We start from the raw sequence: 14,418 nt of genomic DNA, 5'->3' as shown, positions 1-14,418 counted from the left end.
GCGACAGGCGCCAGTCTAGGTCCGCCACAGCCCCCCGGGACCGAGATGGCGACGGGTGCGGTCGGCCATACTGGGCACCGTGACTACCACCACCTGGATCATCATCGCCGTCGCCGCGGTGCTGCTGCTGGCCATCATCGCCCTCATCGTGGGTCTGCAGCTACGCAAGAAGCGGCAGATCTCCCTCACCAGGGCCGCCGAGCGCAAGGAACTCACCCGCGAGGAGCGCTCCGGCAACTATCAGGCCGGGACGGGATTCTCGTTCGCCCAGGGAGGAGGCGGCGCCACGGCGGCCCCCCCCAGGGAGCCGGTGCGCCGCGACCCGACGCCGCGGGAGGACCTGCCGCCGGCGACACCGGCCCCACGGCCGCCCGCGCCGTCGTCCCCTGCGACGGGGGCCGCCCCCGCGGCCGAGCCCGCGACCGCGCCGGATGCGGCGCCCGAGACGGCCGCACCCGCGCCCGAGACGGCCGCCCCCGCGCCCGAGCCGGACGTCGACCCCGGCCCGACGGAGGCCACCGAGGTCGTCGAGGCCGCCCCGGTCGAACCCGTCGTGGTCCCGCCCGAGGTGCCCGACGAGGAGATTCCGGCGCCCCCGGAGAAGGTCACCGGGACCCCGGAGCCGGTCGCCCCGGTCGAGCGCATCGACCCGGCCGCCGGCCGCCTCGACCGCCTGCGGGGACGCCTCGCGCGCTCGCAGAACTCCGTGGGCCAGGGTCTGCTGGGTCTCCTCGGCGCCGGCGATCTCGACGAGGACGCCTGGGAGGAGATCGAGGACACGCTGATCATGGCCGACCTCGGTTCGGCCACCACCGAGCTCGTCGTGGACCGCCTGCGGGCGGAGATCGCCACCCGACAGGTCCGCACAGAGGCCGAGGTGCGCGATCTGCTGCGGCAGACCCTCATCGACAACCTCCACCCTGAACTCGACCGCTCTCTGCGTGCGCTGCCGAACAACGGGACGCCGGCCGTCCTCCTCGTCGTCGGCGTCAACGGCACCGGCAAGACCACCACCACCGGCAAACTCGCCCGCGTCCTCGTCGCCGACGGTCGCGAGATCCTCCTCGGCGCGGCGGACACGTTCCGCGCCGCCGCCGCGGATCAGCTCCAGACCTGGGCCGAGCGGGTGGGCGCCGAGGTCGTCCGCGGCAAGGAGGGCGCCGATCCCGCCTCCGTCGCCTTCGACGCGGTGACCCGCGGGGTCGAGACCGGCGTGGACGCCGTGCTCGTGGACACCGCCGGTCGGCTCCACACCAAGACCGGGCTCATGGACGAGCTCGGCAAGGTCAAACGAGTGGTGGAGAAGAAGACCCCGGTCGACGAGGTGCTGCTGGTGATCGACGCCACCACCGGACAGAACGGGCTCATGCAGGCGCGTGTGTTCAAGGAGGTCGTCGACATCACCGGCGTCGTGCTCACCAAGCTCGACGGCACCGCCAAGGGCGGCATCGTGTTCCAGGTCCAGCACGAGTTGGGGGTGCCCGTGAAGCTCGTCGGACTGGGCGAGGGTGCCGACGACCTCGCACCGTTCACCCCCGAGGCGTTCGTCGACGCTCTGCTCGGCACGTAGGTCCCTGCGACGCCCGCCCGGTCGGCCAGGACACACGACCGGAACCGGGGGCCCGAGCGCGTTACAACCCCGAAACATCACCGCACATCCGGTGCAACACGACCAAGGAAATCTTCACGTCGACGGGGAGCGAAGAGTCGCTCACCACGTACGAGACGAGGAGGACCGCACCGTGATAGGTGACAGTGTCGCGTTGCTCGCCCAGGAGGCGACGCCGGAGATCGATACGGGAGACACGGCCTGGATGCTCATCGCAGCATCCCTGGTACTGCTCATGACGCCCGCCCTGGCGCTCTTCTACGGCGGCATGTCCCGGCAGAAGTCCGTGTTGAACATGATGATGATGTCGTTCGGCGCGATGGGCGTGGTCGGCGTGATCTACCTGCTGTGGGGTTGGTCGATGTCCTACGGCAGCGAATCGGTCCTGGGGCTGTTCGCCAACCCCTTCGAACTGTTCGGACTCTCCGGGGTGATCGGTGACGCCACCGAATGGATGGTCTCCGGATCCGGCGCCTATCCGCAGGTCGTCGACGTCGCCTTCCAGGTGACCTTCGCGATCATCACCGTCGCGCTCATCTCGGGTGCGATCGCCGAGCGCGCCCGGTTCGGCACCTGGCTCGCCTTCGTCGCCGTCTGGGTGACCCTGGCGTACTTCCCGCTCGCCCACATGGTGTGGGGCGGCGGACTGCTCTCGCACTCGGACAGCGGACTGGCGGCCATGATCTTCGGGACCGTGGACGACGGCGAGGGCGGGCTGACCGCCGCCGTGGCGCCCGTCGACTTCGCCGGCGGAACCGTCGTGCACATCAACGCCGGTATGGCCGCGCTCGTCCTGGTCCTGCTTGTCGGCAAGCGGCTCGAGTTCGGTCGCACCGCCTACCGCCCGCACAACCTGCCGCTGGTCATGCTCGGCGCCGCCCTGCTGTGGTTCGGCTGGTTCGGGTTCAACGCCGGTTCCGCGTTCGGTGCCAACGGCGCGGCGGGCCTGGCGTGGGTCAACACCACCGCCGCCACCGCCGCCGCGATGCTCGGCTGGCTCCTAGCGGAGCGTATCCGTGACGGCCACGCCACCAGCCTCGGTGCCGCCTCCGGCGTGGTCGCCGGCCTCGTGGCCATCACCCCCGCCGCCGGCTCCGTCCACCCGCTCGGCGCGATCGCCCTCGGTGCGATCGCTGGCGCGCTGTCCGCGCTCGCCGTCGGCCTCAAGCACCGCTTCGGCTACGACGACGCCCTGGACGTGGTGGGCGTGCACCTGGTGGCAGGACTGTGGGGCACCATCGCCATCGGCCTGTTCGCCACCGGCACCTTCGGAACGGACGCGGGAGTGTTCTACTCCGCGGACGGCTGGCGACTCCTGGTGGTCCAGATCGTGATCGCCGTGGCCGCCCTCGTGTTCACCGGCATCATGACCGCGATCGCCTGGGCGATCTGCCGGCCGCTCGGCTGGAGGATCGACAAGGCCGACGAGCAGGCGGGCATCGACGGTGCCCAGCACGCCGAGAGCGCGTACGAGGCCTCCACCAACGCGCTCATCCGCTGAGCCGACCACTTCGAAAGGAACCCACGACATGAAGCTCGTCACCGCGATCGTCAAACCGTTCACGATCGACGACGTCAAGGCAGCACTGGAGCAGGCCGGCATCCACGGCCTCACCATCAGCGAGGTCCAGGGATACGGACGCCAGAAGGGCCACACCGAGGTCTACCGCGGCGCCGAGTACGCCGTGGACTTCGTCCCCAAGATCAGGGTGGAGGTGGTGGTCGACGACGAGACCGCCGAGACCGCGGTCCAACTGATCGTCGACGCGGCCCGGACCGGCAAGATCGGCGACGGCAAGGTATGGGTGACCCCCGTCGAGAGCATCGTGCGCGTCCGCACCGGTGAGGAGGGCACGTCCGCGATCTGACCCTCCGGTAACGCCCGGCGCGCGGTCGCCCCGTCACAGGGGTGGCCGCGCGCCGTCGTGTGCGGCGGGCGCCTTGCTCGCCCGGTCCCGCGCACCCCGTGAGCACCCGTTCACAAAGGTGAAACCTGTACGCACCGAGGCGGTGACACGGAGGCGACATTCTGGACCCCGACGGATGAGGGAAGGGGAGTGCCATGGCGGTCACGGCGGACGGCGAGCGCGCCACGGCGCTGCGGGCGGGACGCGAGCGGATCCTCTCCGCCCCGCGCGAGAGCCTGCCCGCCGCGCCGTTGAGGGACGCCCTGTGTGAGCTCTACGAGATGGAGCTGGGGCGGCTCGCCGACGAGGCCGGGATCGGCCCGGGATCGGGGTTCGCCCTGATCGCCTTCGGCGGGTTGGGGCGCCGGGAGGTCCTGCCACACTCGGACCTCGACCTCGTCCTGGTCCACGAGCGGCGCCCGGACCGCGACGTGGGTGAGCTGGCCGACGCCCTGTGGTACCCGCTGTGGGACTCCGGGGTCGGACTCGACCACAGTGTCCGCACCGTCGACCAGTGCCTGGCCGTGGCCGCCGCCGACGTCTCGGTCGGGCTGAGCCTGCTGGACGCCCGCGTGATCGCGGGAGACGCGGACCTGGGAGCGTTGGTCGTGGACGGCGCGCGCCGGCAGTGGCGGGACCAGATCGCCTCCCGCTTCGACGATCTCGTCGACGCGGCGGCCGCCCGGCGGCACCGGGCGGGGGTGATCGCGCACCGCAGCGAACCCGACCTGAAGAACGGGGCCGGTGGGCTCCGAGACGCGCAGCTCGTCGCGGCCCTGGGCCTGGCCCACCTCAGCGACGGTCGGCCCGTGGTCCCGGGTGGGATGGCGCGCGCGCACCGGCTGGTGCTGGACGCCCGGACCGAATTACACCGGGTGAGCGGACGCCCCCGCGAGGTGCTGCACGCCGAGTACGGCGACGAGGTCGGCGAGGCGTTGGGCCTGGGGGACCGGTTCGATCTCGCCCGGGCGCTGAGCGACGCCTCCCGCACGATCGCGTTCACCGCGGACCAGGCCATCCGTGGCTCGTGCGCGGCGCTGTCCTCCCGGGGACTGACCGGCCTGCTGCGGAGGTCGCCTGTCCGTCGGCCCCTCGACGACGGGGTGGTGGAACACGCGGGGGAGGTGACGCTCGCCCGCGCGGCCCGCGTGGCCGACGACCCCTGGCTGGCGCTGCGGGTGGCCGCGGCCGCGGCCCGGTTCGGGCTGCCGATCGCGACCTCCACCCTCGGCGTCCTCGTCGAACGCTGCCCCGTCCCGGACGGTCAGTGGCCGGCGGAGGCCCTGTCCGACCTGCTCGTGCTCCTGGGCTCGGGTGAGGCGCAGATCCCCGTCCACGAGGCTCTCGACCGGTGCGGGTTGTGGGAACGGCTGCTACCGGAATGGTCGGGGGTGCGGGATCTGCCCGCCCGCGACCGGGCGCACATCTACACGGTCGACAGGCACCTGGTGCAGACGTCGGTGGAGGCGTCCCGCCTCACTACCTCCGTCGCACGGGCGGACCTCCTGCTGCTCGCGGCGCTTCTACACGACCTCGGGAAGAGCCGTGACGGCGACCACAGCGAGAACGGGGCGGACATGATCCGCCCGATCTGTGCCCGGATGGGCCTCGGCGGCCGTGACACCGAGACCTTGACGCGCATCGTCAGGCACCACCTGCTGCTCCCCGCGACCGCCGCGAGACGCGACCCCGCCGACCCCGCCACCGCGGAGGCCGTCCTCACCGCGCTGGACCGGGACGCCGCCGCCCTCGACGTGTTGGCCGCCCTCACCGAGGCGGACTCGCTCGCGACCGGGCCGACGGTCTGGACCACCGGACGTGCCGGGGCCCACGCCGCGCTCGTGGCGGCGTGCCGCAAGGCGCTCGGCCCCCGGCCCGCCGCGGTGCAGGCGCCGACTGTGAACGCCTCGCGGCGACACGGGCCACCGGATGTCGTGGTGGACCTCCGGGCGGCGGACTCCGGGACCACGCACGAGGTCACCCTCGTCGTCCCCGGTGGAGGACGTTCGCTGGCGGTGACCACGGAGGTCCTGGCCGCCCACCGGTTGGAGATCGTGGATGCGGAGATCGACCTCCGTCCGCCGGGCGGGATGCGCGCGAGGATGACGGTCTCGACCCGCTTCGGTGACCCGGTGGACGGCCGCGTGCTCCGGCAGGATCTGCGCCGGTCGATCGACTCCGGGCTCCCCGCGCCACTGCGCGCCGCGCTGTCCCGGGGGGCGGCGCTACCGATCGGACCCCCGCAGGCCAGATCCTCCGTCCTGATCTCCCACCGGACCGACGCCGACGGTGTGCTGATGGAGGTGCGGTCGGAGGACCGGCCCGGCCTGTTCGCCCGGGTGGTGTCCGCGATCATCGACGCCGGCGCCCGGATCGACTGGGTGGTGGTGCGCACCAGGGGAGCGGCCGTGGAGGACGTGTTCGCGCTCTCCGGCCCCGGAGCGGTCCTGAGTACGGCCGGTCAGGTGGAGGCGCTACTGCCGCGACGTGATCCCACGACGCCCGCCGTGGCGCATGCCGATACCCTGTGATCAGTCGTCGCCGACGACGCCGGGAACCGTGCGCGCTCCCGGGCCGCGAACCAGGGAGCTGTTGCCGTGTTCGAATCCTTGTCCGACCGCCTCACAGGTGCGCTCAAGGACCTGCGCGGAAAGGGTCGGCTCAACGATGCCGACATCGACGCGACGGCCCGTGAAATCCGTCTGGCGCTGCTCGAGGCCGACGTCGCCCTGCCGGTGGTGCGCGAGTTCATCTCCCGGGTCAAGGAGCGCGCCAAGGGCGCCGAGGTCTCCGAGGCGCTCAACCCCGCCCAGCAGGTCGTCAAGATCGTCGACGCCGAACTCACCGGCATCCTCGGCGGCGAGGAGCGGCGGATCGAGTTCGCCAAACAGCCCCCGACGGTCATCATGCTGGCGGGCCTGCAGGGCGCGGGTAAGACCACCCTGGCGGGCAAATTGGCGCACTGGCTCAAGGCGCAGGGGCACACACCGCTCCTGGTGGCCTGCGACCTGCAGCGACCCGGAGCAGTCGACCAGCTGCAGATCGTCGGTGAGCGTGCCGGCGTTCCCACCTTCGCCCCGCACCCCGGGACCTCCGTCGGGGGCGACGGTGAGGTGATCGGCGTCCAGGAGCCGGTGTCAGTGGCGCAGCGCGGACTGGCTCACGCCCGCGCCAAGATGCACGACGTCGTGATCGTCGACACCGCCGGTCGACTCGGCATCGACGAGGAGATGATGGCCCAGGCCCGGGGTATCCGGGACGCCGTCCAGCCCCACGAGACCTTCTTCGTCCTTGACGCGATGATCGGTCAGGACGCGGTGGTCACGGCCGAGGCCTTCCGTGAGGGCGTCGGCTTCACGGGTGTCGTTCTCACCAAGCTCGATGGCGACGCCCGGGGTGGCGCCGCGCTGAGCGTCCGCGAACTCACCGGGACGCCGATCATGTTCGCGTCCGACGGCGAGAAGCTCGAGGACTTCGACGTCTTCCACCCCGACCGCATGGCCAGCCGGATCCTCGGGATGGGCGATGTGCTCTCGCTCATCGAACAGGCGGAGACGGTCTTCGATGCGCAGGAGGCGGAGAAGACCGCCGCGAAGATCGGCTCCGGCGAGCTCACGCTCGAGGACTTCCTCGACCAGATGTTGATGATCCGCAAGATGGGGCCCATCGGGAACCTGCTGGGCATGCTGCCCGGCGGCAAGGAGATGAAGGCCGCCGTCGGGGACATCGACGAGAAGTACCTGGACCGCATCCAGGCGATCATCCGCGGCATGACCCCCGAGGAGCGCGCGGACCCGAAGATCATCAACGGCTCGCGCCGTCAGCGCATCGCTAACGGTTCGGGGGTCACGGTCACCGACGTCAACCAGTTGGTCGACCGGTTCTTCGAGGCCCGCAAGATGATGAGCCGCATGGCGGGCCAGATGGGAATGCCCGGGGCGGGACGCAAGAACCAGCGCAAGAGCAAGAAGGGCAAGGGCAAGGGCAAGGGAAAGGGCCGCGGTCCCACCCCGCCCAAGCAGCGGGGGATGATGCCCGGGGGGATGCCGGGGATGCCGCCCGGGATGCCCGGTATGCCGCCGGGCGGGATGCCCGACCTGTCCCAGTTGCCGCCCGGACTCGACCAGCTCCCGCCGGGGCTGGAGGGGATCGATCTCAACGACCTGAAGTTCCCCAAGCGCTGACCGGTCCGCCCGACGCGTCGATTGGTGCCCACCGTCCCGGACTGTCTAGACTGGTCCGCTGGACGCCGTCACCGGTGGACCCTCGTGGGTCCGTGCCGAACGGCGGTCACCCGGAAGGCGAAACCGGGCTCCCGCCAGCAGGGCGGGCGCCGCTGAATCGCCACGTGACCCGCAACAGAAAGCGAGACGCCTCATGGCCGTCAAGATCAAGCTCACCCGCCTCGGCAAGATCCGCAACCCGCAGTACCGGGTCGTCGTCGCCGACGCCCGCACCCGTCGCGACGGGCGCGCCATCGAGACCATTGGTCTCTACCGCCCCAAGGAGGAGCCGAGCTTCATCCAGATCGACTCCGAGCGCGCGCAGTACTGGCTCGGTGTCGGCGCCCTGCCCACCGAGGCCGTCGAGCAGCTGCTCAAGATCACCGGCGACTGGCAGAAGTTCAAGGGGATCGAGGGCGCCGAGGGCACTCTGAAGACCGCCGAGCCCAAGCCCTCGAAGCTGGACCTGTTCAACAAGGCCCTCGAGGACGCCCAGGGTGAGCCGTCCGCCGAGGCCATCACCGCCAAGCGCAAGGCCGAGAAGGCGAAGAAGGACGAGGCCAAGGAGGCCGCCAAGGCCGCCGAGTCCGGCGAGGGCGAGGCCGCGTCGGCTGACGCCGAGACCGCCGAGGCCTGAGACAGATGAATGACATGGTCGTCGACGCCGTCGACCACCTCGTCCGCGGAATCGTGTCGGACCCCGACGCGGTGTCCGTCCGGTCGAGTGGTGGTCGGCGCGGCACCGTGATCCGTGTGGCCGTCGCGCCCGAGGATCTCGGCCGTGTCATCGGACGGGGTGGCCGTACCGCCTCCGCGATCCGGACGATCGTTTCCGCTGTCGGCGGCGAAGGCATCCGGGTCGACGTGGTCGACACCGACCGCTGATCCCGCCCGTACACGTCGGCAATCGGAGGACCTGGACCATCATGGAGCTCGTCGTGGGACGCGTCGTCAAATCGCACGGCGTCCGCGGCGAACTGGTGGTGGAGGTTCGCACCGATTCCCCCGAGGAGCGATTCGCCGTCGGGACCCGACTCGTCGGGCGGATCGGTCGGGGCGATCGGGCCACCGACCGCGACGTCACCATTGAAGCCGCCCGGCACCACTCCGGGCGGCTTCTGGTGCGTGTGGAAGGCGTCGGCGATCGGGACACCGCGGACGCACTGCGCGGCATGCTGCTACTCGTCGACTCGGATGCGCTGGAGGATCCGGAGGACCCGGACGAGTACCACGACCATCAACTGGTGGGCCTGCGGGTGCTCGATACCTCGGGTGCCACCCTCGGCGAGGTGACCGAGATCGTGCACACCGCGGCCGGCGAACTCCTCGCCATCCGGCTGGCCGACGGAGGCGACGCACTGGTCCCGTTCGTCTCCGAGATGGTCCCCGAGGTGGACGTCGTCTTGCGGACGTGCGTCATCGACCCGCCGGAGGGGCTGCTCGACCTGGGGACGTCGTGACCGCTCGCCCCGATGGTGGGGGCGGTCCGCTCATGCACCTCGACGTCATCACCGTCTTCCCCGAATACCTCGCCCCGCTGCGGTTGGCGCTGATCGGTCGGGCCGCGGACCGGGGCATAGTCGACGTCGCCGTTCACGACCTCCGGGACTGGACCCACGACGTCCACAAGTCGGTCGACGACACCCCGTTCGGTGGTGGGCCGGGCATGGTCATGCGCCCGACGGTGTGGGGCGAGGCGCTGGACGACCTCGTGCCGCCGCCGGAGACGGCGAAGAGCGGGCCGGAGGACGAGGAGACCCGCCCACTCCTGATCGTCCCGACGCCCGCCGGACGACCGTTCTCCCAGGCCGACGCGCACCGCTACGCCCGTCGACGCCACCTGCTGTTCGCGTGCGGTCGCTACGAGGGGATAGACCAGCGGGTCGTCGACGAGGCGTCCACGCGGATGGACGTCGAAGAGGTCAGCATCGGCGACTACGTCCTCATCGGGGGCGAGGTGGCGGTGCTCGTCATCGCGGAGGCCGTCATCCGCCTCCTACCCGGGGTGCTGGGGAACCGGCGCAGCCATGAGGAAGACTCCTTCTCCGACGGCCTACTCGAGGGCCCCAGTTTCACCCGACCCGAGGTGTGGCGTCACCGACCGGTACCCGAGATCCTCAAGAGCGGTGATCACGCCAGGATCGCGCGGTGGCGCAGGGACGAGTCGCTGAGACGCACAGCCGAGCGGAGGCCCGACCTCCTCGGGTCGGCCGAGCTGGACAGGGCCGACCTGGCGACGCTCTCGGACTTCGGTTGGGTTCCTCCGTCCGGGTGATTTGGGTCCTCCGAGTAGCGGATGGCACACTAGCGAGGTTGACCTTCCGGGCACCACGTGTGTCCGCTGACGGTCGCGCTGATCCGGGGCACGAACCGGTCGTCCCGCCTGCGGGCGGGCGCCAGGGTCCTCTGTCCTCATTCCTGACATGCAAGGAACACAATGAACACTCTCGACTTCATCGAAAACAAGTCGCTCCGCGACGACATCCCGGACTTCCGCCCCGGCGACACGCTCGACGTGCACGTCAAGGTCATCGAGGGCTCGAAGGAGCGCGTCCAGGTCTTCAAGGGCGTCGTTATCCGTCGCCAGGGCGGTGGCGTCCGCGAGACCTTCACCGTCCGCAAGGTCTCGTTCGGCGTCGGCGTCGAGCGCACGTTCCCCGTGCACTCGCCCACGATCGACCGAATCGACGTCCTGGTCCGCGGCGACGTGCGTCGCGCGAAGCTGTACTACCTGCGTGCACTCCGTGGCAAGGCCGCGAAGATCAAGGAGAAGCGCTGACCGTGTAGAGCCGGACGGACTCGGCCGCCGTCGGCGGGCCGGGATCGACTACGCTCATCCGGGTGAGCAGCACCGATACGCCTGGACATGACGCCGCCGAGCCGGGGTCCCGTAACGACGGGGCCCCGGCTCGCGGCGTCGAGAAGAAGGGCCAGCCCTGGTACATCGAGATCCCGCTGCTGGTGGTGATCGCACTCGTCCTGGTGTTCGTCTTCCAGACCTTCGTCGGACGCGTCTACCAGATCCCGTCGGAGTCCATGGAACCCACCCTGCACGGCTGCGCGGGCTGCACGGGGGACCGCATCTTCGTCGACAAGATCACCTACCGGTTCGGAGACCCCGAACCCGGGGACGTGGTGGTCTTCGAGGGGCCCGATTCGTGGAACGAGGGCTACCAGTCCATCCGGTCGGACAATCAGGTCATCAGGACCCTGCAGAACATCGGCGGCGTGATCGGCATCGTCCCACCCGATCAGAACGACATGGTCAAGCGCGTCGTCGCGGTGGGGGGCCAAACCGTCGGGGGCTGCTCCCCGGATGGTGCACTGCTCGTCGACGGTCAGCCGCTGGACGAGCCGTACCTCAACGAGGCCCCCTCGCCGGCCGGGAACCCGCTCAACTGTGCCTTCGGACCGGTCACGGTCCCCGAAGGCAACTACTGGGTGATGGGGGACAACCGCGGTAACTCCGCGGACTCCCGCTTCCACATGGGTGACGAGTTGCAGGGAACCGTGCCCGAGGAGAACATCATCGGCAAGGTCCGGGCGATCATCCTCCCGTTCAGCCGGATCGGGACGGTGTCCTCCCCGGATATCAACGCGGGGTGAGCCGGGCACGACCGCAGCGGCCCCGGGATGTCGCCCTTCCCGGCCGGGTCCGGGTGACCCGTCGCGACGGCCGCCTGGCGTTGGAGGCAGCCCTCGCCCGTCGAGGTCTCGGCCCGGTCGCCGGTGTCGACGAGGCCGGACGCGGTTCCTGTGCGGGCCCACTGGTGGTGGCGGCCTGCGTGTTGGGGAACCGGCTCCACCCCGACCTGGCCGACCTGGATGACTCGAAGAAGCTCACCGCCGCCAGCCGTGAGCGACTGCACGACGTCATCCTGCGCAGGGCGTCGGCGGTGAGTGTGGTGGTGATCGAGCCGGACCGGATCGACATGCGCGGGATCCACCGGTGCAATCTGGAGGGGATGCGCCGGGCGGTCGCCGCCCTCGACCCGGTACCCGGTTTCGTGCTGACCGACGGCTTCGCGGTCGACGGGCTCGGATGTCAGTCCACGTCCGTGATCGGGGGTGATGCAGTGGTCGCATCCATCGCCGCCGCGAGTGTCCTCGCGAAGGTCACGCGGGATCGGATTATGGTGGACCTCGACTCGCGGTACCCGGGGTACGGTTTCGCCGCCCACAAGGGGTACAGCACCGTGAGTCACGCCAGGGCGATCGAGCAGCTCGGTCCCAGCGGCATCCATCGGATGTCGTACGCCAACGTCCGTCGCGCCGCGCAGGCGCATTCGAGGAGCAGCACGAGATGAGCGCCGAGGATCTGGAGAACTACGAGACCGAGATGGAGCTCTCGCTCTACCGCGAGTACCGCGACATCGTCGGCCAGTTCACCTACGTCGTCGAGACGGAGCGGCGCTTCTACCTCGCCAATGCCGTCGAGTTGATCCCCCGGTCGGCGGACGGCGAGGTCTACTTCGACGTGAGGATGTCCGACGCGTGGGTGTGGGACATGTACCGACCTGCTCGTTTCGTCAAGTACGTTCGGGTGCTGACCTTCAAGGACGTCAACATCGAGGAACTCGACAAGCCTGAATTGCGGCTCCCGGAGTAGCACCCGGCCCCCGTTCTCCACAGCCCGCGCCGCCTCCACAGGGCGCCCCCGGCCCGATCCGCGACCAGCGGGTCGGGCCGTTTCCGTCCGGCAGGGTGAGCCCCGGCGGGCCCGGACGGACCGGGCGGCCGGGGAGGGCTGGCGATGACGGGGGACGAGGCGGTGGGCGGCGAGGCGGCCGGGGGTGGTGTGGATCCCCGCCGACGGACGGGGCAACTCGGTGAGGACCACGCTGCGGGGTTGATGCAGGCCCGGGGTGGAGTGGTCATCAGCCGGAACTGGCGGTGCCGGGCCGGCGAGCTCGACCTGGTGGTGCTGGACGCCGCGGGGCGGCTGCGATTCGTCGAGGTCCGGGCGCGCACGGGTACGGGCTTCGGCACCCCCGCCGAGTCGGTGACCCCGGACAAGCAACGGCGATTGCGGCGACTGGCCGCCCACTGGCTCTCCGAGAACCCGGGCCGCTGGCGCCAGGTCTGCTTCGACGTGGTGGGCGTGGACCTGGCGGACCCGACTCGGCCCCGTCTCGAGCTGTTCGAGGACGTGCTGTAACCGTGGCGCTCGGTCGGACGTGGGCTGTCACACTGCAGGGAGTCGGTGGACAGTTGGTGGAGGTCGAGGCCGACGTGGGCCGCGGGTTGCCCGGGGTCAGCATCGTGGGGTTGCCGGACTCGGCGGTCTTGCAGGCGCGCGAGCGGATGCGGGCTGCGGTGGTCAACAGCGGACTGACCTGGCCTCCGGGCAAGGTCGTGCTGTCGCTGTCCCCGGCGGCGCTGCCGAAGAGGGGTTCGGGGTTCGACCTGTCGCTCGCGGTGGGGACGCTGACCGCGTCCGGAGAGCTGCCCGGGGCGGGATTCGACGGCACCCTGCTGGTGGGGGAGCTGGCGTTGGACGGTCGGGTCCGGTCGGTACGCGGGGTGCTTCCCGCCGTGCTCGCGGCGCGGGACGCCGGGTTGACCCGGGCGATCGTCCCCGCCGCGAACCTCGCGGAGGCCCGCCTGGTCAGTGGCATCGACACCGCAGGGGTGGACTCGCTCGCGATGCTCGCGGCGTGGTGCCGGGGTGCGGGCGTCCTGGTCACGGACGCCCCGGAGCCCCGCGCGGTGAACGGACGGTCCCACACCGATCTCGCCGAGGTGCACGGGCAGGACGACTGTCGGCGCGCAGTCGAGGTGGCCGCCGCCGGAGGGCACGCCGTGCTACTGCGCGGGGCCCCCGGGACCGGTAAGACCATGTTGGCCCGGCGGCTGCCGGGGTTGCTGCCGGACCTGGGGGAGCGGGACGCCCTCGAGGCGACTGCGATCCACTCGGTGATGGGGCGGCTCGCGGCGCGCGACCCGCTGCTACGCCGACCGCCGTTCGTGGCGCCCCACCACTCGGCCTCGGTGGCCGCCCTCGTCGGCGGGGGCAACAACGTCGCACGCCCTGGCGCGGCGACGCTCGCGCATCGTGGGGTGCTGTTCCTCGACGAATGCGCGGAGTTTCCCGGCCGGGTGCTGGACAGCCTCCGCACTCCACTCGAGGACGGCGAGGTGCGGATCGCCAGGCGCGACGGCATCTCCGTCTTCCCGGCCCGATTCCAGCTGGTGCTGGCGGCGAACGACTGCCCGTGTGGCAGTGCGCGGCCAGATGCCTGTAGCTGCACCCCCGACGCCCGGCGGCGCTACGGACGGTCGCTGACCGGGCCGTTGCGGGACCGGATCGACATCGCCGCACGGACGCTGCCGCTCGGGTCCGGGCTGTTCGCCGTGGAAGAGGGCGAGGACACCGCCGCGGTGCGGCAGAGGGTGTCGACGGCGAGGGAGGCCGCCGCCGAGAGATGGGCGGGTTGCCCGGAGGCCGCCGGGGCGCGGGCGAACGCCGAGGTTCCCGGCCGCGTCCTGCGATCGGTGTGGGGGCTCGATCGTCGGGCGCTGCACCCTCTGGACCGGGCCCTGGCGCACGGTGTGCTGTCACCGCGCGGGGTCGACCGGTGCCTGCGCCTCGCATGGACGGTCGCGGACCTGGACGGGGCCACGGTGCCGGGGGAACCGCACGTCGCGGAGGCGCTCGTGCTGAGGGGAGAGGAGTGAT

15 protein-coding genes are annotated in these 14,418 nt (G+C 71.0%); all 15 read left to right on the top strand.

Features of this window, described 5'->3' with window-relative positions; translation table 11 throughout:
* Positions 1–79: 79 nt before the first annotated feature.
* Positions 80–1,570 carry a signal recognition particle-docking protein FtsY gene (gene ftsY, locus G6R20_RS06625; protein WP_163375898.1) on the top strand — a complete coding sequence of 497 codons (1,491 nt, stop codon included), beginning with the start codon at positions 80–82 and terminating at the stop codon, positions 1,568–1,570.
* Between the two features lie 172 nt (positions 1,571–1,742).
* Positions 1,743–3,110 carry an ammonium transporter gene (locus tag G6R20_RS06620; RefSeq protein ID WP_240341307.1) on the top strand — a complete coding sequence of 456 codons (1,368 nt, stop codon included), beginning with the start codon at positions 1,743–1,745 and terminating at the stop codon, positions 3,108–3,110.
* 28 nt (positions 3,111–3,138) lie between these two features.
* Positions 3,139–3,477, top strand: a complete 339-nt coding sequence (locus G6R20_RS06615) for a P-II family nitrogen regulator (protein ID WP_163375897.1) — start codon at positions 3,139–3,141, stop codon at positions 3,475–3,477.
* A 194-nt stretch (positions 3,478–3,671) separates the two neighbouring features.
* Positions 3,672–6,047, top strand: a complete 2,376-nt coding sequence (locus G6R20_RS06610) for a [protein-PII] uridylyltransferase (protein ID WP_163375896.1) — start codon at positions 3,672–3,674, stop codon at positions 6,045–6,047.
* A gap of 66 nt (positions 6,048–6,113) precedes the next feature.
* Positions 6,114–7,700, top strand: coding sequence for a signal recognition particle protein (gene ffh, locus G6R20_RS06605; protein ID WP_163375895.1), 1,587 nt, complete (start codon positions 6,114–6,116; stop codon positions 7,698–7,700).
* A gap of 193 nt (positions 7,701–7,893) precedes the next feature.
* Complete coding sequence (gene rpsP / locus G6R20_RS06600; protein ID WP_163375894.1) at positions 7,894–8,376, top strand: 30S ribosomal protein S16; 483 nt, start codon at positions 7,894–7,896, stop codon at positions 8,374–8,376.
* A 5-nt stretch (positions 8,377–8,381) separates the two neighbouring features.
* The gene (locus G6R20_RS06595) at positions 8,382–8,624 is read left to right on the top strand and encodes an RNA-binding protein (RefSeq protein ID WP_007632879.1); all 243 of its coding nucleotides are present in this window, start codon (positions 8,382–8,384) and stop codon (positions 8,622–8,624) included.
* A 41-nt stretch (positions 8,625–8,665) separates the two neighbouring features.
* Positions 8,666–9,199 (top strand): ribosome maturation factor RimM, encoded by a 534-nt coding sequence (gene rimM / locus G6R20_RS06590; RefSeq protein ID WP_163375893.1) that lies wholly within the window; start codon positions 8,666–8,668, stop codon positions 9,197–9,199.
* A gap of 32 nt (positions 9,200–9,231) precedes the next feature.
* Positions 9,232–10,014 carry a tRNA (guanosine(37)-N1)-methyltransferase TrmD gene (gene trmD / locus G6R20_RS06585; protein WP_163376091.1) on the top strand — a complete coding sequence of 261 codons (783 nt, stop codon included), beginning with the start codon at positions 9,232–9,234 and terminating at the stop codon, positions 10,012–10,014.
* A 162-nt stretch (positions 10,015–10,176) separates the two neighbouring features.
* On the top strand, positions 10,177–10,518 hold the full coding sequence (gene rplS, locus G6R20_RS06580; protein WP_163375892.1) for a 50S ribosomal protein L19: 342 nt from the start codon (positions 10,177–10,179) through the stop codon (positions 10,516–10,518).
* Between the two features lie 164 nt (positions 10,519–10,682).
* Positions 10,683–11,345 carry a signal peptidase I gene (gene lepB, locus G6R20_RS06575; RefSeq protein ID WP_240341340.1) on the top strand — a complete coding sequence of 221 codons (663 nt, stop codon included), beginning with the start codon at positions 10,683–10,685 and terminating at the stop codon, positions 11,343–11,345.
* A gap of 53 nt (positions 11,346–11,398) precedes the next feature.
* The gene (locus G6R20_RS06570; RefSeq protein WP_240341339.1) at positions 11,399–12,046 is read left to right on the top strand and encodes a ribonuclease HII; all 648 of its coding nucleotides are present in this window, start codon (positions 11,399–11,401) and stop codon (positions 12,044–12,046) included.
* A complete protein-coding gene (locus tag G6R20_RS06565) occupies positions 12,043–12,348 on the top strand; it encodes a DUF2469 domain-containing protein (RefSeq protein ID WP_007632861.1) in 306 nt (101 codons plus the stop codon). The genes G6R20_RS06570 and G6R20_RS06565 overlap by 4 nt, the downstream gene beginning before the upstream one ends.
* A 144-nt stretch (positions 12,349–12,492) precedes the next feature.
* Positions 12,493–12,897, top strand: a complete 405-nt coding sequence (locus G6R20_RS06560) for a YraN family protein (RefSeq protein ID WP_163375889.1) — start codon at positions 12,493–12,495, stop codon at positions 12,895–12,897.
* Positions 12,898–12,899: 2 nt separating this feature from the next.
* Positions 12,900–14,417, top strand: a complete 1,518-nt coding sequence (locus G6R20_RS06555) for a YifB family Mg chelatase-like AAA ATPase (protein ID WP_163375888.1) — start codon at positions 12,900–12,902, stop codon at positions 14,415–14,417.
* Position 14,418: the final 1 nt, after the last annotated feature.

Source organism: Dietzia sp. Alg238-R159 (assembly GCF_900537145.1).
In the GTDB taxonomy this organism is placed as follows: Bacteria; Actinomycetota; Actinomycetes; order Mycobacteriales; family Mycobacteriaceae; genus Dietzia; species Dietzia kunjamensis.
Note: the sequence above shows the minus strand (reverse complement) of the source record. Positions and strands in the feature narration are given on the sequence as shown.